The following is a 23271-nucleotide window of genomic DNA, read 5'->3' on the forward strand; positions in this document are numbered from 1 at the left end:
ATATACATATAAAGCTAACTTCTCAGTTGCAGCTCACATGTGCAGAAAGTTCTACCGCGGTATTACATCTCCACCCAATTTGGAAACCATCATATCAAGAAATCTTGTACCTGTCAGGCTTGACCGGCATCGGGAAAGATACCAATCCGCAAGAATCTTTAAAGGTTTCCTTTATAGAGTAGCATAAATCCATAGATTATACACGTATTTATCAGACGGATTTGCATCCGTCTATTTGTCGTGGAAAAAGACATGGAAAAAGAGGATGCCGGAACAATTTCAGCACCCTCTTTAAAGTTTCAGCCTCGGGATACAATACTAACTTAATGACATTGGCTGTGACAGCCGGGGTCCCCTTTTTCCGTACCACAGGAAAGTGCTTCGAACTTTCTGCAGTATGGAAAACGGTTCCGCGAGAGTTTTCCGGAATACACTCTCAGGCAGGCTTCCGGCGCACTCGCCGTGGAATTTTGCGACGGCTGAGCCGGCATGAATCCGTTGGGCGGATGGTTTTGGGAGATCGTCTCGAATTAAAAGATGGAAAAATTACAGAATACGACACAACATACTTGCAGTTAAAAAACGGCAATAATATAATTTAACAGAAGTTAGCACGGAAGACGGATTAGAAGGAACCATCAGAATCGAGGCGGGAAACAGATTTGGGGGAATGTCACATGAAGAAGCGCACGGTTACCATCGTACTTACGGCCGCTTCGTTATCACTGCTTGCGGCCTGCGGGAGAACGCAGGAGGAAAAGAGCAGGGGGACGTCGGCGGATGCGATGTCTGCAGCAATCACGAATCCGGATGAGGTATATCACATTGACCTGAAGTTTTCGAACGTCTTTCAGCCGACGGAATGGAATTACAAGGCGTCCGAGAAACTGGCCAAAGAGATTACGGAGAAGACGGATGGCCATGTATCGGTGACGTATTACGGACAGAATCAGCTGGACTGTTACGGGGATTCTGTGACACAGGCAGTCAACGGGGAGAACTGGATCGGTTTGGAAGAACCGTCTCTGTTTGCGGAGTATGTCGGTGACTGTGCGGTGCTGGTCGGACCGATGCTCTACGAAAACACGGAAGAATACAATTATATTATGGATTCGGAGGTCGTGAAAGAGATTCGGGAGAAGCTGGCGAAAGAGAACATTCATGTTCTGGATACACATTTTTCCTTCGGCTTCCGCAACCTGATCACCAACCGGGAGATCACGAAGCCGGAAGATCTGAATGGCGTGAAGATGAGGGCGACCTCCTCTCCGCTTTTTGTGAAAACGCTGGAAGCCATGGGAGCGATTGCTCAGCCGATGTCTTTTACAGACTGTCTGGCTGCGATTTCCTCCGGAGAAGTGGAAGGCTTTGAAGGATCGACTTCGACGCTCGCCGGCGCGGGAGCTCCGTATGAGCTGGTGAAAAATGTGGCGGAAACCCATCATCTGATCGCGACGAGATGGCTGTTTATGCCGGAAGATGTCTATCAGTCCATCCCGGAAAAATACCGGAAGATTGTCGATGAGTGTGCGGAAGACTGCGGCAAATGGGAACAGACCTCGTGCGATGCAGATGAGGCGAATATGATCAGCGAACTGAAAAATAAGGGTGTTACGTGGAATGACGTCGATCATGACGCATTCGAAGCGGCCTGCGCTCCGGTATATGACTGGATCGAGGAGGAGTATCTTGCAGATCCGGAACTTCACCGGAAACTTAATGAGAAACTGACGGCATTTCGAAAGAGATGATAGCGGTATAAAGGGGGATAAGCGAAGGCCGGATTCAGGGGCAAAAGACAGAAAGCAGATGACAGGAGATAAAAGACAGAAGGCAGGGAGCCGGATGAGCACAAGCGCTCGCCCGGCACCTGCCTTCTGTGGTATAACAGCCGCTTCGCGACTGTGATGTCATGCCGTTGCCACATGAGCGTAAATGCTCGCGTGGCTCGTGGCTTATGTGGTATAATACCAAAGTATGCGGAGGTGTCATCATGTCAGAATTACAGACAGAAACAGATTATGAGAAACTGAAAGAGAGCGAACTGTTCATCCTTGATATGGACGGGACGCTGTATCTTGGAGATGACGTTTTTGAAGGCGCCGTGGATTTTATTCATACACTAAAGAGAACAGGAAAACAGTACATTTATCTGACCAACAATTCGTCCCGGGCGGGCGCGGATTACATCGATCGTCTCAGACGACTCGGGTTCCCGTGTGAAAGAGAGAATGTGTTCACGTCGGGAATGGCGACCGGGCTTTATCTTCAGCAGAATTTTTCGGGAAAGAAATGCTGCGTGGTCGGAACGAAAGCGTTCCGTGCGGAACTGGAACGCTACGGCGCGCAGATCGATGACGAAAATGCAGATGTTGTGGTGGTCGGATTTGACACGGAACTGGTTTACCGTGAATTGGAACGGGCGGTACATTTCCTGCGAAAAGGCGCGCCGTTCATCGCGGCGAACCCGGACTGGGTATGCCCGATGCCGCACGATGAGGTTCTTCCGGACTGCGGAAGCATCTGCGCGCTTCTGACGGCATCTACCGGCGTGAAACCGTTTTATATCGGAAAACCGAACCGGAATATTGTGGACGTGATCGCGAGAGAGCGGGGGATCGATAACCGCCGGATCTGCTGCGTCGGCGACCGGCTTTATACCGACATTGCGGTCGCGCAGAATGCGGGAACGGTCTCGGTTCTCGTGCTTTCCGGGGAGACCGATGAGAAGATGGTGCGGGAGACCGACCGGAAACCGTCTTACGTTTTACCGGATGTGAGAGCAATTTCCGCAATCCTTGAAGGAAGAGAGGCGTGACGGGAACGGGGCCGGAAATCGCGGGGCAAATGAAAGCAGAAGAGATACCGGGACATCAAAGGAGAAGCGGATTTTGAGCAGTAAGATTTTGGGAAGTGACGAGAGAAACGGTCTGATCGCGGTGGAGATGACGCACACCAGGGAAACGCTGACCGGGCTTGCGCGGATGCAGTGCGATCTGTTCCGGGTGAAAGAGCAGGTGCTCCGGGTGGTGATCTCGCTAGCATTGATCGGTTTCGGAACCGTGAGCATGCCGAACTGGTGGAGCTACCTTCTGCTGGCAGTGGGCGGCTGCCATCTGACGGCAAAATATGTTTCGGCCAATCACTCGGCTAATAAACTGATCGATGCGATTGAGGCGTCCGGACGGGGATATCCGTCGACGAGACTGGAATTCTATAAGGATGGATTCGCGGTGTTTTCTCTTCCGGATCATGCGAAGGAGGCAGGACCGATTTCCTATGAAGAGATTCGGGCAGTCGGTGAAGATTCCCGGAATTACTACATTTTCCGCGATGAGCGGGGCGGATGGGTCGTGCCGAGAGACGTGCTGGATGACCGGGAAAAAGAGTGGCGCGAGCGGATCGAGACCGGGACCGGAAAGCGGATTCACACGCCGAAGATTCCGGGAAAAGAACTGGCGGTACGCCTCCATAACCGGAGATAGAACCATGTATCGGGAAGAGTACAAGAAACGGAGCGGTTTCGTTTGCAATCTCTATTCCGATGTGTTATGATTCAACAAGTCTTTTCATTCTATTATAAGTAAATTTATAAGCTGATCAGGCACCGGTCTGGTTAGCTTATTTCTTTGATGGATTTGTTTTGTGTTATATGATTGTACATTTATAAGAATTCTCTTCTTTTTTTCTCATATGATGCAGACCGGAAGCGGGCAAATGTAGCCTGCGGAGATATAGAATGCGGAAACGGAAACCGGAAACGGGACGTATGAGAAAAGCGGAACAGTATAAAAAACAGGGCGAGGACGCCCGGGCACTGTGAGTTTCAGGGCACTGCTTTTGCTGCGTTCCAGCAGGAAAGAGAGATAATTATAATGACATTCAATGAAATGAATCTGAAGAAAGAAATCAAAAATGCGATCGCCAAAGCCGGCTATAAAGAGCCGTCACCGATCCAGGAGAAGGCGATTCCGCTGATGCTGGAGGGACGCGACATGATTGCGTGTGCGCAGACCGGTACCGGCAAGACGGCGGCATTTGCTCTTCCGATCCTTCAGAATCTTGGAGACAGGGATTCCCGGATGATTCGGGCCCTGGTACTCACCCCGACCAGAGAACTGGCAGTCCAGATTTTCGACAATTTCAAAAAATACGGCCGATACCTGAAACTTCGCACCGCGGTTGTGTACGGCGGCGCAAAGCAGGGACCGCAGATTGCGGCAATCGGCAGAGGATGTGACATCCTGGTGGCGACGCCGGGAAGACTGATGGACTACATGGAGCGCGGCATTGTGTCGCTCGCGGACATTCAGATGTTTGTTCTGGATGAGGCGGACCGGATGCTGGACATGGGATTCATCGGTGATATCCGCAAGATTGCGAAAGCGATCCCGGCAGAGCGGCAGACGGCATTGTTCTCCGCGACCATGCCGAAGGAAATCCGCAGACTCGCCGAAGAACTTCTGCAGGATCCGGATGAGATCGAGGTTGCCCCGGAATCCACGCCGGCGGAGACGGTGGATCAAAAGATCTGTTTCACGGAGAGAGACAACAAGAAACTGATCCTGAAGGAATTCCTTGACCGGACCGACGTTACCCGCTCGATTGTATTTACCAGAACCAAGCGCGGAGCGGACCGGCTTGTCCGCGAGCTGAAAAAGCTGGGCATCAATTCCACGTCGATTCACGGAGACAAGACTCAGGGACAGAGACAGAGCGCGCTGGAACATTTCCGCTCCGGCAAGGTCAATGTTCTGGTCGCGACGGATGTAGCAGCGCGCGGACTGGATATTCCGAAGATCAGCCATGTGTTCAACTATGATCTACCGGAAGAGGCGGAGTCCTACATTCATCGTATCGGACGTGCGGGACGTGCGGGACAGACCGGTGAGGCGATTTCCCTCTGCAGTGAGGAAGAGATGGGCGCACTGGCGGATATTGAGCGCCTCCTGAAGAATCAGATTGAGGAGCTGAAGACCGAGTGGTCGATCGTCCTGGAGCGGAAGACCAGAGGTTTCGGAAGAAAGCGCAGAGCTAATTTTGCAGGAGACCGTTTTTCGGGAGACCGGAGAGGAAGAGGCTTCGGAAGAAGAAACGGCGGAATGCGAACCGGCGATCAGAGAAACAGCGCGAAAGTCCGGGAAAATGCGGAGACCGCGGAGGTTCGAAACGCAGGATCTGAGGAGGTTGGCGCATCCGGGATGGAGCGCGGCGAACGCCGTGAGAGAAGAGGAAGATTCTTCGGCCGCCGGGAGGATGGAGAAGCGCGGGAGAAGAGAGAACGCAGCTTCGGCCGCCGGGAGAACGGAGAAGCGCGGGAGAAGAGAGAACGCAGCTTCGGCCGCCGGGAGGACGGAGAAGCGCGGGAGAAGAGAGAACGCAGCTTCGGCCGCCGGGAGAACGGAGAAGCTCGGGAGAGGAGAGAGCGGAGCTTTGGCCGCCGCGAGAGCGGAGAGGCGCGAGAGAGAAGAGGAGGAGCTTCTCGCAGACGCGATGCGGAGTGACGGATGTTTGGGTGACATCAGGCACTTAACTTCGAAAAAGAAAAACATTCGGTGAGGCGCGGAAACGGCGTCTCACCCCTGAGATAAACGATATAGAAAAAGACATAAGACTTTTGGGGAAGAAGTATGAGTTTTGAGAAGATTGGAGATATCAGGGTAAGCCAGCTTGGGATCACGGGAAATATTTACACGCATTTATGCGATGATCTGGATATTCTGACCATCGACAAGCGCACATTCATCAGTGCGGAGAGGTGGTTCATCCGTGTGCCGGTGCTGGATCTGGATTTGCGTTTCGGCGTACTGTTTGAGGGGTACGGTACGGAGCATCTGCGGTCGGATAAATGTGTCGGAGTAATCACAAAGACCGGTGATTATCTGGAAGATTATCTTTATTACGGGGAAGGAAACCTTGCGCAGGTGCTGGAGGATTATACCGGCAGAAAAGATGTCGGCGTCATGCAGTGCGAAGTCTGGAACTACGAATGGTAAACCAACGGATGGAGAGTGTTTGAAAGAAAAATCCATCCGGATGATGATCCGGAGTGGGCTTTTTGAAAAACATTCTGAATATATGGCAAAAGAAGGTGCTGTGCAGCAGCCGGAATTCCGGCGGCTGCACAGCACCTTCTTTGCGGTAGCAGGAGATTTCTCCGAGTGCGGTGACGGGGAAGCCGAAGTCCGCTTGCGGACTTTGTTCCGTCAGACAATATTCCGGTTGCCGAGATAGCAGATGCAGGTCATACCCGGACCGGTGTGGGCACCGATGATGGGGCTGAGAGACGTGATTCTTGCCCTGGCGTTCGGATTGATGTCCAGAATCATGTCACGGATCTTCTCTGCGCGCCCGATATCGTCTGCATGACAGATGATGACATCATCGGCGATCGTCTGCTCGTGGCTCTTTTCATAGAGAGAAGCCATGTATTTCAGCGCTTTTGCGATGCCGCGCTGCTTGGAGACGCCGGTGAGGGTTCCCTCGTCGGTGATCTTCAGAATCGGTTTGATATTCAGCATGGTTCCGGCGATCGCACTTGCTGCGGAGATTCGGCCGCCGCGGCGAAGGAAGGAGAGATCGTCCACGACGAACCAGAAGACCACATCGAGCGCATGATCGCGCAGGAATGCGGCATTTTCCTCAATGGACATCCCTTTTTCACGGTTGCGAACCGAGAGAATCAGGAGAAGTCCCATTCCGCCGGTTGCTCCGAGGGTATCGACAACCTCGATCTTTGCGTCCGGGTGATCGTCGAGAAGAGTTTCTCTGGCGGTCAGCGCGGATGTGTAGGTGTTGCTCAGGCCGGAAGAAAGGGAAAGGTAAAGAATGCCTTTTCCCGCTTCAATATCGGCGCGGAACGCTTCTTCGTAGTGAAACGGGGTGATCTGACTGGTTTTCATGACAACACCGGCGCGCATCTCGTCGTAGAAGGCCTTCATCTCTTCATCGTTGAGCGGGCGTTCCATGACGCGCTCGGCGCCGTCTGCGGTGTAGTGCATCGGGACAATGTGGACATTTCCATCATTCAGCACATCGGCCGGCACATCGACCGAGGCATCAATGTAAATCTCATATTCAGACATAGGTGACTCCTCATGTAATATTCTTATTTTTGCACGGCTATTATTTTCCAATGAAATGAGTTATAATTCAACATCATGAATAGTATCAGATGAGTAAAAAACAACATAATGTCCAATAAATGTTGAATAACAGGAAAAGAAAAAGAGAAATAAACTGCGTTATGCGGAGGGAAACACTACATTGCAGGGAGAAGGAGAAAAAATGATCGAACAATCTGCGGACAGGGAGGGACGGGGACAAAAGCGCTGTGATCGACGCACGGACCGGACCAGAAAGGAAATTCTCTCGGCGATGTTCCGGCTTCTCGGAAGAAAGCCGCTCAGTCAGATCACCGTGACAGAGATTGCGAAGGAGGCCGATATCAACCGGAAGACATTTTACACATATTATGCGAATCCGGCGGCGGTGCAGGACGAGATCGAGGATGAGCTGGTGCGGCAGTTCGGGGCGGCGATCCACGATATGGATCTGGAAACACTGATGCGCAGGCCGGAGAAGTTCTTTATGATGCTTGCAAAACTGGTGGAGAAGAATCTGGATTTTTACGGGGGGCTCCTGACCAAGGAAGATCTGAGTTCGGTTCTGGTGAAGGTTATGGCCATGCTGAAAGCAACATTTGTGGAACGGTTCGGAGATCAGGAGTACATCGATCGGGAGCATTTTGATATGGTGCTGGACTTTGCGGTGGCAGGACTCGTGGCCGTGTACACGGAATGGTTTCTGCAGAAACAGAAACGCCCGTTGGAGGAGGTCTCGGAGGAACTGGCGGTTCTGATGTTTCAGGGAGCGCTGGGACTGGTTCAGAAGATACAGAAAAACACGCCGGCTCCGGATCTGCCGGACGGGTCGGAAGAGAGCGGAGACTGGCGTGAAGTGTGAGACTGCGGTTTATTGCGGCTCCGGAACGGGCGGCCGGAAAAACAGTACCCAGCCGCAACGGGTGACCGGAAAATGGTATCCCGCCGGAACGGGCGACCGGAAAACGGTACCCCGCCGGAACGGGCGACCGGAAAAACGGTACCCCGCTGCAACAGTCTGGATGAACAGAGGATGGTTCAGCCGCCGAGTGCGATCATGCGGTCAATGCAGGCTTTCGCTCCACGGATGACCTCATCGGAAAGCGTGATTTCCTCGCCGCCTTTTCCTGCAACGATGTTGTAGAGATCGACGAGCGTGGTCATCTTCATGTTGTGACAGACGCATTTCTGGGAAATGGAGTAGAATTTCTTCTCCGGACAGTCGAACTGCAGGTGCTGTACAATGCTCTGTTCCGTGCCGATGATGAATTCCTTTGCACTGCTTTCTTTCGCGTATTTCATAATTCCGGTTGTACTGCCGGCGTAATCCGCCTGTTCGGTGACTTCCGCAAGACATTCCGGATGAACCAGAAGAAGGGCGTTCGGATGAGCGGCTTTTGCTTTGGCTACATCACCGGCGTTCAGACTCATGTGGGTCGGGCAGCCTCCCTTAAAGAAATGGAAGGTTTTATCCGGACACTGAGCCGCGATCCATCCGCCGAGGTTGCAGTCCGGGATGAAAAGGATCTCTTTTTCCGGCATGGAACGGATGATTCGAAGGGCGGAGGAAGACGTGACACATACGTCAACGGCGGTTTTCAGCTCCGAGGTGGTATTGATGTAAGCGACAACCGCGGCGTTCGGATACTGTTTGCGCATTTCGAGGACGGCTTCGCGGTCCATCTGCTGCGCCATCGGACAGCCCGCCATCGGATTGGCCAGATACACGGTTTTTTCCGGCGAGAGCGTTTTTACGGTCTCTGCCATGAAACGCACGCCGCTCATGATGACTTTTTTCTGCGGCGCTTTGGAAGCCTCGACGGCAAGACCGTAGGAATCGCCGACGTAGTCGGCAACTTCCCATATATCGTGACTCTGATAGGCATGTGCGAGGATGCATATGCCTTTTTCTTTTTTCAGACGGATAATTTCGTCCTGAAGTTCTCTTGTGGTCATACTGTTCTCCTGTTTGCCGCACCGGCGGAACCGGCGCGGATGATGAGTCTGCCGTCTGCGGGAGCGTCCCGGCGGCCTGAGCGGATGATAAGTCTGCTGCCTGCGGGAAGTCCCGGCGGCCTGTGCGGAACACATGCGGTCCGCACAGCATGTTTCGTTTCGTTGAAAGGAAGTTTACAGTCCCCCATTATAGACAACGAATATTTTACTGTCAAGACAGCTGACAATGATAATATTTACAACTGACTTGTCAGTAAAGAAAAAGGGTGCTATAATCCGGCGTAGTTTCAGCCGTGATCTGTGCAGACCGCTCATTCGGGCAAAGAATCCGGGCTGCGGCGAACACAGACAAAGTGTCCGGGCTGTGTGATACACGGACGCAGCATCCGGATTGCAGTGTACACGGACAAGATGTCCGGGCTGTGTGATACACGGACGCAGCATCCGGACTTTAGCGCACACGGCAAACAGTCAGCTCCGGCGGTACAGCCGGGTTTGGAGGGGAAAATGAAGACAGATGTATTGATCATCGGATGTGGATGTTCGGGACTTTACTGCGCGCTCAATCTGCCGCGGGATATGAAAATCACCATCATAACAAAGTCGGATCTCGAGAGCAGCGATTCCTATCTCGCGCAGGGCGGAATCTGTATGCTGAAGGATGACGGTGACTATGAGAGTTATTTTGAAGATACGATGAAGGCGGGGCACTATGAAAATGACCGTCGCTCGGTTGATATTATGATCCGCTCTTCGCAGGATGTAGTGAAGGATCTGATTGCCTACGGCGTCCGTTTTGCACGGAACAATGAAGGTGCGCTGGAGTTCACAAGAGAGGGATGCCATTCGGAAAAGCGGATTCTCTTTCATGAGGATATCACCGGAAAAGAGATCACAAGCCATCTTCTTGAACAGGTCAAGAAATTGGACAATGTCACCATGATGGAGTATACCACCATGGTGGATCTGGTTTCGGTAAACAATGTGTGCTATGGGGCGATTATCCGCAGAAAAGACGGCACGCTGGAGAAGGTTGAGGCGGATGAAACCGTTCTGGCTACCGGCGGAATAGGTGGTTTATATCGCCATTCGACAAACTTCCGCCATCTGACGGGAGATGCCCTTGCCATCGCCATCCGTCATGGCGTGGAGCTGAAGAACATCAATTACGTTCAGATTCATCCGACGACATTTTACAATGCGGAATCCGAGGAACGGAGTTTTCTGATCTCGGAGTCTGTCCGCGGAGAGGGCGCGAAGCTCTACGACAAGAACATGAAGCGCTTTACGAATGAGCTTCTGCCGAGAGATCTTCTGACCCGGGAGATCCGGAAGCAGATGGAAAAGGACGGAACCGAATTCGTGTGGGAAGATCTCCGGACAATTCCGGAAAAGGAACTCCGGGAACATTTCCCGAATATCGTGGAGTACTGCAGACAGAACGGATATGATCCGTTAAAGGAATGTATTCCGGTTGTGCCGGCGCAGCATTATTTCATGGGCGGCATCAAGGTGAACTATGAGAGCGGAACGTCCATGGAACAGCTCTATGCGGTCGGTGAGACCGCTTGTAACGGTGTTCACGGAAAGAACCGTCTGGCGAGCAACTCGCTTCTGGAAAGCCTTGTGTTTGCAAAACGCGCGGCACAGGATATCGAGAAGAAGCGGGATATGGTAAAGAAAGATCCGGCGGCGTTTGAGATGGTCTGTCTGGATGAATACCGCAACGAAAAAGAACTGCAGAGGAAGTATTCTGCGTTGGTCGAGGCAAAGATCGACGAGGCAAACGGCGGCCGTGAGAGCGCTGCGGCGTACCGCGCGGTGTAACTGCCCGGACGGAGGTGTGAAACCGTGATGGCATAAGTCTTTGGCGGTTTTTGCTACAGGACCGGACATCGCGGGGGCGATTCGCATGATTCGAACAATAATGCGATATCGATATGATGAGAAAAACAGGGAAAGGGAAAGCACGGATATGTTGGATACGGTAACGATGAAACTGAATGCGGATCCGCTCATTCTGAGCGCACTGCGGGAGGACATCACGCAGGAGGACGTCTCGACGAACAGCGTGATGCCGTTTGAAAAGAAGGGGAGTGTTGATCTGATCTGCAAGGAAGACGGCGTGATCTGCGGTCTTCCGGTGTTTGAGAGAACGTTTCAGCTTCTGGATGATAAGACCGAAGTGGAGTTCTTTGCAAAGGACGGGGATGAGGTAAAAAAAGGCGACCTTCTGGCAGTGGTGACGGGCGATATCCGGGTGCTTCTGTCCGGTGAGCGCACGGCCCTGAATTATCTTCAGCGGATGAGCGGAATTGCGACATATACCCGTCAGACGTCGGCTTTGCTGGAGGGGACCGGAATCCGGCTTCTGGATACGAGGAAGACAACGCCGAACAACCGCATTTTCGAGAAATATGCCGTTCGTGTGGGGGGCGGAACAAATCACCGCTATAACCTGTCCGACGGCGTGATGCTGAAGGACAACCACATCGGAGCAGCCGGCGGCGTGAAGGAAGCCGTCCGGATGGCAAAGGAGTATGCGCCGTTTGTACGCAAGGTTGAGGTGGAGACGGAAACGCTGGAGCAGGTTCGCGAGGCGGTGGAGGCCGGCGCAGACATCATTATGCTTGATAACATGGAGCATGATACGATGAAAGAAGCCATCGGCATCATTGACGGAAAGGCGGAGATCGAGATCTCCGGAAATGTCACCCGCGAAAGCATCGAAAAAATCCGCGATCTCCCGGTGGACTTCATTTCGAGCGGAGCACTGACGCATTCCGCACCGATCCTGGACATTTCTCTGAAACATCTTCACGCAATCTGATACGACTGAAAAGCGTCAAAGTATGGTATGATACTGAGTATACAGACGAGGAGGTGCGGGATGAGCGGAGAAGAGAGACGTAGAGAGATTCTTGAAGCGCTGCTTGGCAGTGAGCGCCCGGTATCCGGCAGCAATCTTGCCCGGCGGTTTAATGTGAGCCGGCAGGTTATCGTGCAGGATATCGCGCTGATCCGGGCGGAAGGACGGGAGATCTACTCAACCAACCGCGGATATATTCTGACAGAGAAAAAACGTGCGAGCCGGGTGTTCAAAGTGTTCCATACGGATGAGGAAGTGGAAAATGAACTTTCACTGATCGTTGATATGGGAGGCTGTGTGGAGGATGTCTTCGTATATCACAAGGTCTACGGCATAATACGTGGGGAATTGAATATCCAGTCACGCTATGATATCAAACGGTATCTGGAATCGATCGGCGCCGGAAAATCAAAGCTTCTGAAGAACACGACGTCCGGTTATCACTATCACACCGTCACGGCGGAGTCGGAGAAAATTCTCGACATGATCCAGACGAAACTGGAGGAGGCCGGATTTCTGGCAATGCTTCAGGATTATGAGCCGGTGGATTTCTGGAAAAAAGCCGAACTTCAGCCGTGAGGATCCCGGGAGTAAACGATATGGATGTTTTGGAACGGTTTATGCGCTATGCGCGAATCAGCACACAGTCTTCGGAAGAGACGGAGAGTCAGCCGTCCACGGCGAAACAGTTTGATCTGGCGACTGTGCTGGAACAGGAACTGAATGAAATGGGAGCGGCGGATGTCCGGCTGACGAGAAACTGCTATGTCTACGCGCGGATTCCGTCGACACTTTCGGAGGGCGTGCAGGAGCGGCATAAGGTCGGCTTCATTGCCCATATGGACACTGCGCCGAGTGCAAGCGATGATCATGTCACACCCCGCGTTGTGGAAAATTATGACGGCGGGGATATCGAACTCGGACACGGGAAGGTTCTCTCGCCGAGACATTTCCCGAAACTTCTGGAGGCGGTGGGATGCGATCTGTGCGTGGCGGACGGAAGGACGCTTCTCGGTGCGGATGACAAAGCCGGCATCGCGGAGATCATGGCGATGGCGGAGTATTTCCTCGCGCATCCGGAGATTCCGCACGGGGAGATCGAGATTGCTTTTACACCGGATGAGGAGATCGGCCGCGGCACCGAGAATTTTGATATTCCGGGATTCGGGGCGGATGCCGCCTATACGGTGGACGGCGGAACGCTTGGCGAACTGGAATACGAGAATTTCAACGCGGCAGAAGGAAAGGTGCTGATCCATGGCGTGAACATTCATCCGGGTGAGGCAAAGGACAAGATGATCAATGCGCAGCTTGTGGCGATGGAATTCAACCGTCTTCTGCCGGATTGTATTCCGGCAAACACGGAGAAAAGGGAAGGATTCTTTCATCTCTGCCACATGGCGGGAGATGAGAGCGAGTGCCGCATGACATACATCATCCGTGATCACGACAAAGAAAAGTTCGGGGAAAAGAAACGCCTTTTCCGGGAGGCGGCGGATACGCTGAACCGGAAACTGGAACAGACGGACGCGTCGGTTGAAGTCTCGCTGCGCGATGAGTATTATAATATGATCGAAAAGATCCGGCCGCACATGGAACTGGTGGATGCGGCGGCTGAGGCATATCGCGATCAGGGGATTGAGCCGGTATCCGTGCCGATCCGCGGCGGAACCGACGGAGCAATGCTTTCCTGGAAAGGCCTTCCGTGCCCGAATCTATCCACCGGCGGAGAGAATTACCATGGAATCTACGAGTATCTGAATGTGAATTCGATGCGGAAAATGGTGGATGTGCTGGTGAGTCTTGCGCGGAAACTGGCATGAGCCCGTTTGGACCGGCCGGGGCATATCGGGGCGGCGCGGGGAGGCTAAGACAAAAAGAGTAACGTGAGAAGACAATCTGTGCTATAGTAGATCTGCATTTTTGTTTTATCGGCCGTATGAATTCGATTCCTGCCGGGGCCGGTGCGGATTCGGAAAGAAGACGGCTTTTATCATCAGATTCTCACGGAGGCATATGTTTTGAAAGAGGATTTCAAAGGTTATATCGGTGTTTTTGACTCGGGAGTCGGCGGCATCAGCGTGCTGAAAGACTGCACGGCGCTTCTTCCGAATGAGAATTTTGTCTTTTTCGGCGATTCGGCGAATGCGCCCTATGGAGAGCGGACGGTAGAAGAAGTGCAGCAGCTGACGATGAACATGATCCGTCCGATGGTTGAGCGGGGACTGAAGGCAGTTGTGATCGCCTGCAACACAGCGACCAGCGCGGCGATCAGTTTTCTGCGTGAGACGTTCACCGAAATTCCGGTGATCGGTGTGGAGCCGGCCTTGAAGCCGGCGACGGAGGATGACCGGAACGGACATATTATGGTTATCGCGACGCCGGTCACACTGAAACTGGAAAAATTCCAGAAACTGGAGCGCACATACGGCAAGGATGCGGATGTGACGGCGGTTCCGTGTCCGGGACTGGCCGGAAGGATTGAGAAGGGCAGTCTGGACGCCCCGGATCTGAAGGCGATGATGAGTGAACTTCTCGGACCGTACCGCGGAAAAGTGGACAGCGTCGTTCTCGGATGTACGCATTATCCGTTCGTACGCCGGCAGATTCGTGAGGTGCTCGGTGACGTGCGCTTCTATGACGGAGGCGAGGGAACGGCCCGGGAACTGAAGCGGAAACTGGAAGAATACGGACTCCGGTCCGATTCGTCCGGGGAGGGAGAAGTTGTCTTCCTTTCCAGCAAAGAAACCGCAGAAGAAATAGAACTGTACCGGACTTTTTACCGGATGGACACAAGAGAATAAGAAAGAAAGCTGATCCCGGAAGCGGCATGACGCCGCTACCGGGACGTTTTCGTTTCATAGGAAATTTCTCCGAAATTCCCTATGAAACGAAAACGCTCCGCGAAGATGCGCACGTCGCTGTAAGCAAATTCACTAAGCTCGAGAAAACCTCGCTAAGTGAATTTCCATGGCACGCACTAAGCTCGAAAAGACCAGCCGCAGCACGCTATTTCACTAAGCGGCAAAGCCGCTAAGTGAAATATGTGTCGCTAAGAGCTTCGCCAAGGAAGCTGTCACCTAACGGTGACCAGCGACGGCGCGCAAAGTCCGCGGGGCTCCCCTCAGGACTGAGGGGATGGGGGAAGCGAAGTCAGCTTGCAGACTTTACACTGAAAAATATTTAAAATGATAAAGCAATAAAATTATTTTTCTTTTTGAAATCTTTGAAATTACTCCAAATAAAGAATATTGTCAGTTATACTATTGCAAAGTACAAAAAAATACAAAAAAATTTCGAGTTATAGGGAAAAAATGAAAATTATGAGGTATAATCAATATGGTTTTGGGAATCAAAGGATTCCGGATATGGTAGAAGGAGGTTAGGGTTATGTATCATGTTGATCTGAACAGTGATCTGGGCGAGAGCTTCGGAAATTATACGATCGGAATGGATTCGGAGATTCTGAAGTATGTCACCTCGGCCAATGTTGCCTGCGGTTATCATGCGGGTGATCCGGTGGTAATGGAGAAAACGGTCCGCCTTGCCAAAGAGAACGGGACGGCAGTCGGCGCACATCCGGGATTTCCGGATCTGATGGGATTCGGACGGCGTCAGATGGTTGTGACACCGGAAGAGGCAAAGGCTTACATGAAGTATCAGATCGGTGCACTTCTGGCATTTACCGGAAGCTGCGGGATCCCGATGCAGCATGTCAAGCCGCATGGCGCATTTTACAACATGGCGGCAAAAGATCCGAAGCTTGCCAGAGCGATGGCGGAAGCAGTCTATGAGATTGATAAGAACATCATTTTCATGGGTCTGGCTGGCTCTGAGATGATCAAGCAGGCGGAAGAAGTCGGACTCAGAACTGCCAGTGAGGTATTTGCGGACCGCGCGTACAATGACGACGGTACACTGGTTTCCAGAAAGCTGCCGGGGGCAGTGATCCATGACAAGGATCTTGCAATCTCCAGAACCGTTCGCATGGTGAAAGAGGGGAAGGTAACCAGCGTAAACGGCGTGGATATTCCGATCAAGGCAGATTCCATCTGCGTTCACGGAGACAATCCGTCCGCTCTGGAATTTGTGAAGAACATTCGCGACACACTGGAGAAAGAAGGAGTAGAAGTCAGAAACCTGGGTTAAGGTGAGTTATCACGGAAAGGGGAAAAGTATGGCAGATAACAATGCAGCTGTAAAAACGAAACCGCCGGTCCAGTCCGGAGGTAAGAGCATGACAGCCCTTCTGGGCGCGGCATTTCTTATGGCAACTTCGGCGATCGGTCCGGGCTTCCTGACACAGACCGCTAAATTCACGGGTGAGTACGGCGCACTGTTCGCACTGGCGATTATCACCACCATTCTTCTTGATGTCACCACGCAGCTGAATATCTGGTCGATCATCGGTGTGTCCGGCATGAGAGGTCAGGATATTGCAAACAAAGTTGTTCCGGGACTGGGCGTATTCATCGCCATCCTTGTTTCCATCGGCGGTCTCGTATTTAATATCGGTAATGTCGGCGGCGCGGCGACCGGTCTGAATGTTATGTTCGGCCTTCCGATTCAGGCGGGCACGATCATCGGCGGCGCAATCGGAATTCTGGTATTCCTGTCCAAGGATGCAAAATCCGGAATGGACCGTCTGACCAAATATCTCGGCTCGATCATGATCGTAGTCGTTCTGTATGTAATGCTCCGCTCCGCACCGCCGGTCGGTGAGGCAGTGGCAAGCGTCGGAAAACTGAATCAGTTCCCGACACTCGTATTCCCGATCATCACCCTTCTCGGCGGAAGCTGCGGCGGATATATCACTTTCTCCGGCGCGCATCGACTTCTGGACGCGGGATACTCCGGCGTGGATGATCTGAAACAGTTCCGCAAGTCCGTAACCATGGGCGTCTGCGTATCCGGAACCATGCGTATCCTTATGTTCCTTGCCGTTCTCGGCGTTGTCACCGCAGCACCGCAGATCGTCGGAACCGACTCCTGGACCGCATCTCCGCCGGCAGCCGCTTTCCAGGCCGGCGCCGGAAACATCGGTCATTTCATTTTCGGTATGGTTATCTGCTTTGCGGCGATCACCTCCATCATCGGAGCGGCTTACACGTCCGTTTCGTTCCTGAAGACCCTTCATCCGTTTATCATGAAGAATGAGAAATGGTTCGTGATCGGCTTCATTTTCGTGTCCACTGTCATTATGACCTTCCTTGGCCAGCCGGCAACGCTTCTGGTACTTGCCGGATCGGTCAACGGCCTGATCCTTCCGATTACGCTGGCGGTTATTCTTCTCGCAAGCCGCAGAAAGGACATTGTCGGCGCGGATTACCACCATCCGACGATCCTTCTGGTACTCGGCGTATGCGTCGTTCTGCTGACCGGTTACACCGGAATCAAGGCGGTACCGACGATCCTGACCATCTTCGGATGATTCTGGCGATGAAATGACATGACATATTGCCGGCGGGGGACCGGATGTCGTTCCGCCGGCAGGAAGGATAATACAGGAAAAATGAGTAATGTGAGATATCTTCTCGCGGGCGACAGCAGTATTGATGTGGAATTCGGAAACAGCATCAGCCCTGAGATCAACCGCGACATCCGCGCGTTCAACATTGCGATAAAAAAGAGCGGAATTCCGGGAATCATTGAAACCATTCCGACCTACCGCTCGCTACTGGTTCAGTATGATCCGGAGACCATCCGTTTTCATGAGCTGACAGAGCAGTTTGACAAGCTGATGGGAAGTCTGGATTCGATCGAGATTCCGCCGCCGACCGTGATTGAGATCCCGGTTCTGTACGGAGGAGAAGAGGGACCGGATCTGGCAAATGTAGCAGAACACAACGGCATTTCGACCGATGACGTCATCCGCATTCACACCGGCCGGGATTATCTGATCTATATGCTTGGATTTGTGGCGGGATTCCCGTATCTGGGCGGTATGGATAAGTCGATCGCGACACCGAGACTGAAGAGTCCGCGTGTGCGGATCCCGGGCGGAAGTGTCGGTATTGCCGGCGAGCAGACGGGAATCTATCCCATCGACTCTCCTGGAGGCTGGCAGCTGATCGGAAGAACGCCGCTGAAACTCTATGAGGCAGAGCGGGAAAAGCCGGTTTTGCTTGAGGCGGGACAGTATATCCGTTTCCGCGCTGTGGACCGCGCGGAGTACGATGCGATTCAGAAACAGGTGGATGACAATACCTATCAGTATGTGACATACAGCAGGGAGGAACAGTAATGGGAATGAAAATAATGACCGGCGGTTTCCTCACCACAGTGCAGGATCTGGGGCGGATCGGCTATCAGGAAACCGGAATGGCCGTTTCCGGCGTGATGGATCAGCACAGTGCAAAGATTGCGAACATTCTTGTCGGCAATGACTGCGGCGAGGCTGTTCTGGAAGTCACGATGATGGGACCGTCCATTCAGTTTACGGAAGACAATGTGATTGCCGTGACCGGCGCGGACCTCGGCTTTGCGGTCAATAAACAGCCGGCGGCCATGTACCGGGCTCTCTCCGTGCATGCGGGCGATATCCTGGAATTCAAAGCACTGAAGACCGGACTTCGCGCATACATCGCGTTTGCGGGTGGACTCGACATTCCGGTGGTGATGGGAAGCCGCTCCACCAATCTGAAATCCAAAGTCGGCGGCTTTCAGGGAAGAAAACTGGAAGCGGGCGATGAGATCGGATTCCGCGCCCCGGTTCGTGTGCTGGACCACATGGAACGGCGTGTTGCGGAAGCTGAGGTTATGCCGACGAAAGAGATCGAAGTCCGTGTGATCATGGGACCGCAGGATGACTGTTTCACCGATAAAGGGAAGGAGACCTTCCTGAATTCAGAGTATGCGTTCACCAGTGAGCTGGACCGCATGGGATGCCGTCTGGAAGGCGAAGTCATCGAGCATGTGGACGGCGGAGACATTATCTCCGACGGCATCACCTTCGGAGCCGTGCAGGTCCCGTCTCACGGAAAGCCGATTATCATGATGGCCGACCATCAGACCACCGGCGGATATACCAAGATCGCGTGCGTGATCACTGTGGATCTCCCGAAAGTCGCACAGGCAAAACCGGGGGTAAAGCTCCGCTTTAAGGAGGTTTCGGTCGAGGAGGCACAGGGACTTCTCCATGAGGAGAACGTCCGTCTTGCTTCGCTTCGTGATTCGATCGAAAAAGAAAAGAATGAAGAAACTATCCGCTTTAAGGATGCCGGAACTCTTCCGTCGGCTGCGCCGGAGGTGCAGGCCGCGGCGAAAGCCGCTCTCACGGCAGCGTTAAAGGAAAACGCGCTTTCGCCGGCCGGAGATTATATTTACTGGGTTCCGGCAGGTACTTTCCGGATCCGTGTCGGAGAAGAGGAGTTTACCGTAGAACTGGAGAAGGAAACCTTCGGTATCCGTTGAAAGGATGGGGCTTATGAGAAAAGATTACAGTCAGACAGCGCCGGAAGAAATCTGGAAACTGATCCGTGCGGGTGAGATCGACTATCCGACGGCCGGCATGTGCGCAGGATATGCGCAGGCCAATCTGGTGATTCTTCCGAAAAAATACGCGGATGAATTCCGTGAGTTCGCAAAAAAGAATCCGAAGCCGTGTCCGATTCTCGAAGTGATTGAGGGAACGCCGGATGTGCATGATATGGGCGAAGGCGCCTGCATCACAACCGATGTTCCGCGATACCGCATTTACCGGAACGGTGTTTTTACGGATGAGGTGACGGATGTCTCTGAATACTGGACGGAGGATTCGGTGGCATTCCTGATCGGATGCAGTTTCTCGTTTGAAGAGGCGCTTCTGAAAGCCGGAATCGATGTTCGCCATATCTCCATGGGATGCAATGTTCCGATGTTCAAGACCAATATCGCCTGCGGAAGTGCGGGGGTGTTTGAGGGGCCGATGGTTGTCAGCATGAGACCGATGACACCGGAGAATGCGCAGAAAGCGAAAGAGATCACAGACCGTTATCCGAATGTTCACGGCGGACCGGTTGAGATCGGCGACGCAGCCGCAATCGGTGTCAAGGATGTGATGAAGCCGGATTACGGTGATCCGGTGGAGTTTAAGGAAGGCGAGATCCCGGTATTCTGGGCCTGCGGCGTCACGCCTCAGGCGGCGATCGAGAACGCGAAGCTTCCGCTGGTCATCACGCATGCGCCGGGACATATGTTTATCACAAATGTCAGGAACGCGGAGCTGAATGACTATCTTGAGGCAAAGAAACAGAAATAAATACCGGATGTGTGTATGAAGACAGCCGCATCTCCCGGGGGACCGGAGAGATACGGCTGTCAATTTTTATGTCATGGCAATTGAGCTGAGGATGAGAGTTCAGAGGCGGCGCCCAAAGCCAGCGCGAGATTTATCATAGTCCTATTCGGATAGGAGGGTGAGAGTCCAGCGACGGCGCGTAAGGCCCGCGAGCGTCTTGTTCTTCGCCGTGATCGGCCGGCTTCTCAGGACTTTGGGAGCGGAATCAGGTGTCTTGTTCCGGAAAAGACCGGCAGACTGCATATTTTCGGCAGAAGAACGCTCACCATAATCAGTGAGCTGCCGACCATGCCGGTCATTCCGAGCGACTCGCCGAGAATCAGATAATTCTGGATGGCGGCGGAGACCGGTGTGATCGCGTTCAGGATGCCGGCACGGTAGGCCGGCATATAGCTCTGCGCAACCGGCTGAAGTGTAAGGCCAAGCGCCGAGCAGAGGATTCCAAGTCCGAGGATGCAGATCCATTCCACGGAGGTGGCAGGAAGCCGCGGGGACTCGAAGAGAAATGCGGATGCAAGCCCGAAGACACCGAGAAAGCCGTTTGTCAGAATTCCGATCTCCAGACCGTCATGTTCGTCGCAGATCCTTGCGTTCATGGTGATATAGACGGTGTAGAGAAAAGCGGCGAGAAAACTCCAGCCGATGCCGGTGTTCAGCCCGGACAGTCCGTCCCGCAGGGAGATCATGGCAACGCCGGAGAGTGCAATCATGGAACCGGCAACCGAGAATGCGCTCGGAAGTCTGCGAAGCAGGAACGCGGTCATGAAGGGCACCATGACGATGGACGTATTTTCGAGAAAACATGTCGCAGATGCGCCGATGGACCGGATGCTCAGCATTTCGCACGTCATGACAAGGAAGTAGACGACAGAGACTGCGGCACTCTTTTTTACAGTCCGCAGCGTGACTTTTTTGCGAAAACCCGGAACGACGGCTGCGACAAGGAAAAATGCGATCAGATACCGCAGCGCAAGGATGTTGAACATTCCGAGGCTGTCAAGCCCCAGTCTGCTGAAGACGAAGGATGTGCTTCGCAGAAGGATGATAAAAACCATGAGGAGTTCGGCTCTTTTTTCGGTCATGATGAGTATTCCTTTCCGTGGATGGAATTCCTGCCGGGATGCCCGTCAGAAGGAACGGACGGGTTTCCGATGGCATTTCGTGAGGATGTGTACTGCAGGGAATATTTCACTTTCTTGACAGAAAGATAGCACAGGAATATATTTGAGTAAATCGAGATAAAATCAAGATTGCCTTGATAAAATATCAAGTTAAAGGTCGGAGGCCGGTATGGATACGGAGAAGTGCAGAGTTTTTCTGAAAGTGCTGGAGGTCGGCAGTCTCACGGGGGCTGCGGAAATGCTGGGGTATACGGTGTCAGGCGTCAGCCGGCTTGTCGCCTCCATGGAGAAGGAGGCCGGGACGCCGCTTCTGATTCGGAACCGGGACGGAGTAAAAGCGACCGCGGAGTGCGGAATGCTGCTGCAGAGCATCCGTGAGATGGCATACTGGGGCGAACGGTTTGAACACAGGGTGCGGTCGATTCACGGGATCGAAACCGGACTTGTCGTTGCGGGGAGCAGTTATGACGCGTATTATCCGTGGCTTACCAGGCTGATCTCCGGATTCTCGGCACTGCATCCCGGCATTGAGATGCGGATTCTCGAGGGAACCAGCAGCGAGCTGTCGGAAAAAGTGGATAACCATGAAGGGGATTTCTGTATCTGTTCCGAGCGAAAGGGACATCACCGTTTCGTGCCGCTTGTGGAGGATGAGCTGGTCGCGATTGTGCCGCGGTCAAATCCCGCGTCGGAATGGAAGGAATTTCCGATCTTTCAGTTTGAAAAAGAACCTTTCATCGACATTTATCCGGGAAAAGAGACGGACAATTCAAGGACTTTTGAAAAGTATCATATTCAGCCGAATGTGTGCTACAGCACAATGGACCGTTTTGCCGGCTATTCGATGGCAGAGGCAGGACTTGGCGTCTGCATGGAAAACAGGCTGATTGCGCGCAGACACGGGAGCGAGGTGGCGGTGCTGTCACTGAAGCCGAGGCAGACGGTGCGGATCGGCGTGGTGTATCCGGAAAAAGATGTGATTTCGCCGGCGGCGGAAGCATTTGTCCGGTATGCGCTGGAAGAGACGGAGCGGCCGGAACTCTGAAAAGGAAGGGATGGAGATGGATCGCAATATGGAAAAAAAGACAGATACAAAAATGCTGCTGGAGTTCACAGACAGCTATCGGGAGCAGACATTTTACCGCGGGGGATCATTTATCCGGATGGATTTTTCCGGTATCCGCGGAACCGACAGTTATCTGGATGAAATGGCGCGGGAGGAGATCCTGAACCGGATCCGGCCGTACGGCGCGGAAGGAATCCATTTTTTTGACTCCGGCAATTATCATTATATGAGCCGCCTGTTTACCGGGATGATCGATGAGGATTATATTCTGGTGGATTTCGACCATCACACGGATATGCAGATTCCGGCGTTCGGTCTGGAGCTTCTGAGCTGCGGGAGCTGGCTCCGCCATGCGCTCATGGAGGAACCGCACCTGAAAAAGGTTCTTCTGATCGGGCCGCCGGCGGAAATGATCCGGGAGACGGCGCAGGACCTGACAGAGGAATTCGGAGACCGGATCGTGACGATACCGGAAGAAGAGATTGGGGCCGCACAGGCCGGGGAGAGCGGACCGCTGATGGAAAAACTCCGGCGGCTGTTCACTGGAAACGCGCTTCCGGTTTATTTTTCAGTGGATAAGGATGTCTTTTCGGTGGATATTCTCCGGACAAACTGGGATCAGGGAATTTTAGGAGAGGATCTCTTTTTTGAGATTCTCCGGATTTGCGCAGGATATGAAATGCGGGGCGGATGCTCACAGACAGAGAGCGAGGGGGCAAACCGCCGGATCATCGGCATGGATGTATGCGGGGAGTTCCCCGCTTTTGCCGGCGGTGATGCGGAAGCCGCGGAAGAAAATGACCGGATGAACGGGAAGCTTGCGGAACTGAAACTTCGATGAACCGATGATTCCGGCATTTCTTTGCGGCTGTACAGGA

Annotated in this window: 21 protein-coding genes and 1 pseudogene; 19 read left to right on the forward strand and 3 right to left on the reverse strand. The window is 53.0% G+C overall.

The window, feature by feature from the left end:
* The 6 genes and pseudogenes from BR86_RS16200 to BR86_RS0111790 all read left to right on the forward strand — a co-directional run.
* A pseudogene (locus tag BR86_RS16200) lies at nucleotides 1-187 on the forward strand (IS4 family transposase); the annotation flags it as partial.
* Between the two features lie 490 nt (nucleotides 188-677).
* Nucleotides 678-1751 carry a TRAP transporter substrate-binding protein DctP gene (gene dctP, locus BR86_RS0111765; protein WP_051684787.1) on the forward strand — a complete coding sequence of 358 codons (1074 nt, stop codon included), beginning with the start codon at nucleotides 678-680 and terminating at the stop codon, nucleotides 1749-1751.
* 242 nt (nucleotides 1752-1993) lie between these two features.
* Nucleotides 1994-2818, forward strand: a complete 825-nt coding sequence (locus BR86_RS0111770) for an HAD-IIA family hydrolase (protein ID WP_031474143.1) — start codon at nucleotides 1994-1996, stop codon at nucleotides 2816-2818.
* Nucleotides 2819-2891: 73 nt separating this feature from the next.
* Nucleotides 2892-3485 carry a YcxB family protein gene (locus BR86_RS0111775; protein ID WP_143099375.1) on the forward strand — a complete coding sequence of 198 codons (594 nt, stop codon included), beginning with the start codon at nucleotides 2892-2894 and terminating at the stop codon, nucleotides 3483-3485.
* Between the two features lie 390 nt (nucleotides 3486-3875).
* The gene (locus tag BR86_RS14790) at nucleotides 3876-5504 is read left to right on the forward strand and encodes a DEAD/DEAH box helicase (protein ID WP_038288660.1); all 1629 of its coding nucleotides are present in this window, start codon (nucleotides 3876-3878) and stop codon (nucleotides 5502-5504) included.
* A 126-nt stretch (nucleotides 5505-5630) separates the two neighbouring features.
* Complete coding sequence (locus tag BR86_RS0111790; RefSeq protein WP_031474149.1) at nucleotides 5631-5996, forward strand: hypothetical protein; 366 nt, start codon at nucleotides 5631-5633, stop codon at nucleotides 5994-5996.
* Between the two features lie 210 nt (nucleotides 5997-6206).
* On the opposite strand, the gene BR86_RS0111800 is transcribed toward BR86_RS0111790, so the two are convergent.
* A complete protein-coding gene (locus BR86_RS0111800; protein ID WP_051684788.1) occupies nucleotides 6207-7085 on the reverse strand; it encodes a DegV family protein in 879 nt (292 codons plus the stop codon).
* A gap of 202 nt (nucleotides 7086-7287) precedes the next feature.
* Between BR86_RS0111800 and BR86_RS15325 the strand changes: the two genes are divergently transcribed.
* Nucleotides 7288-7965, forward strand: coding sequence for a TetR/AcrR family transcriptional regulator (locus tag BR86_RS15325; RefSeq protein WP_051684789.1), 678 nt, complete (start codon nucleotides 7288-7290; stop codon nucleotides 7963-7965).
* Nucleotides 7966-8141: 176 nt separating this feature from the next.
* Here the strand turns inward: BR86_RS15325 and nadA are convergent, their stop codons facing one another.
* Complete coding sequence (gene nadA / locus BR86_RS0111810) at nucleotides 8142-9059, reverse strand: quinolinate synthase NadA (protein WP_031474157.1); 918 nt, start codon at nucleotides 9057-9059, stop codon at nucleotides 8142-8144.
* A gap of 507 nt (nucleotides 9060-9566) precedes the next feature.
* On the opposite strand from nadA, the gene BR86_RS0111820 reads away from it, so the two are divergent.
* The 10 genes from BR86_RS0111820 to BR86_RS0111865 all read left to right on the forward strand — a co-directional run bounded on the left by BR86_RS0111820 (nucleotide 9567) and on the right by BR86_RS0111865 (nucleotide 20167).
* A complete protein-coding gene (locus BR86_RS0111820) occupies nucleotides 9567-10886 on the forward strand; it encodes an L-aspartate oxidase (protein ID WP_038288678.1) in 1320 nt (439 codons plus the stop codon).
* Between the two features lie 151 nt (nucleotides 10887-11037).
* Nucleotides 11038-11889, forward strand: a complete 852-nt coding sequence (gene nadC / locus BR86_RS0111825; protein WP_334291607.1) for a carboxylating nicotinate-nucleotide diphosphorylase — start codon at nucleotides 11038-11040, stop codon at nucleotides 11887-11889.
* Nucleotides 11890-11949: 60 nt separating this feature from the next.
* On the forward strand, nucleotides 11950-12507 hold the full coding sequence (locus BR86_RS0111830) for a transcription repressor NadR (RefSeq protein ID WP_031474163.1): 558 nt from the start codon (nucleotides 11950-11952) through the stop codon (nucleotides 12505-12507).
* A gap of 20 nt (nucleotides 12508-12527) precedes the next feature.
* Nucleotides 12528-13751, forward strand: a complete 1224-nt coding sequence (gene pepT / locus BR86_RS0111835; protein WP_031474165.1) for a peptidase T — start codon at nucleotides 12528-12530, stop codon at nucleotides 13749-13751.
* A 198-nt stretch (nucleotides 13752-13949) separates the two neighbouring features.
* On the forward strand, nucleotides 13950-14732 hold the full coding sequence (gene murI, locus BR86_RS0111840; RefSeq protein ID WP_031474167.1) for a glutamate racemase: 783 nt from the start codon (nucleotides 13950-13952) through the stop codon (nucleotides 14730-14732).
* A 586-nt stretch (nucleotides 14733-15318) separates the two neighbouring features.
* A complete protein-coding gene (locus BR86_RS0111845; RefSeq protein WP_031474169.1) occupies nucleotides 15319-16077 on the forward strand; it encodes a LamB/YcsF family protein in 759 nt (252 codons plus the stop codon).
* 28 nt (nucleotides 16078-16105) lie between these two features.
* The gene (locus BR86_RS0111850; protein WP_031474171.1) at nucleotides 16106-17359 is read left to right on the forward strand and encodes an NRAMP family divalent metal transporter; all 1254 of its coding nucleotides are present in this window, start codon (nucleotides 16106-16108) and stop codon (nucleotides 17357-17359) included.
* An 81-nt stretch (nucleotides 17360-17440) separates the two neighbouring features.
* Nucleotides 17441-18172 (forward strand): 5-oxoprolinase subunit PxpB, encoded by a 732-nt coding sequence (pxpB, locus tag BR86_RS0111855; protein WP_031474173.1) that lies wholly within the window; start codon nucleotides 17441-17443, stop codon nucleotides 18170-18172.
* Complete coding sequence (locus tag BR86_RS0111860; protein WP_031474175.1) at nucleotides 18172-19341, forward strand: 5-oxoprolinase subunit C family protein; 1170 nt, start codon at nucleotides 18172-18174, stop codon at nucleotides 19339-19341. The genes pxpB and BR86_RS0111860 overlap by 1 nt, the downstream gene beginning before the upstream one ends.
* Before the next feature lie 13 nt (nucleotides 19342-19354).
* Complete coding sequence (locus BR86_RS0111865) at nucleotides 19355-20167, forward strand: putative hydro-lyase (protein ID WP_031474177.1); 813 nt, start codon at nucleotides 19355-19357, stop codon at nucleotides 20165-20167.
* A gap of 224 nt (nucleotides 20168-20391) precedes the next feature.
* Here the strand turns inward: BR86_RS0111865 and BR86_RS0111870 are convergent, their stop codons facing one another.
* Complete coding sequence (locus BR86_RS0111870; protein ID WP_031474179.1) at nucleotides 20392-21288, reverse strand: DMT family transporter; 897 nt, start codon at nucleotides 21286-21288, stop codon at nucleotides 20392-20394.
* 208 nt (nucleotides 21289-21496) lie between these two features.
* Between BR86_RS0111870 and BR86_RS0111875 the strand changes: the two genes are divergently transcribed.
* Both BR86_RS0111875 and BR86_RS0111880 read left to right on the forward strand, forming a co-directional pair.
* Complete coding sequence (locus BR86_RS0111875; RefSeq protein WP_031474181.1) at nucleotides 21497-22372, forward strand: LysR family transcriptional regulator; 876 nt, start codon at nucleotides 21497-21499, stop codon at nucleotides 22370-22372.
* Nucleotides 22373-22400: 28 nt separating this feature from the next.
* Nucleotides 22401-23234, forward strand: a complete 834-nt coding sequence (locus tag BR86_RS0111880; protein WP_161767327.1) for an arginase family protein — start codon at nucleotides 22401-22403, stop codon at nucleotides 23232-23234.
* Nucleotides 23235-23271: the final 37 nt, after the last annotated feature.

It is taken from the genome of [Clostridium] aminophilum DSM 10710 (assembly GCF_000711825.1).
Taxonomy (GTDB): Bacteria; Bacillota; Clostridia; order Lachnospirales; family Lachnospiraceae; genus Clostridium_R; species Clostridium_R aminophilum.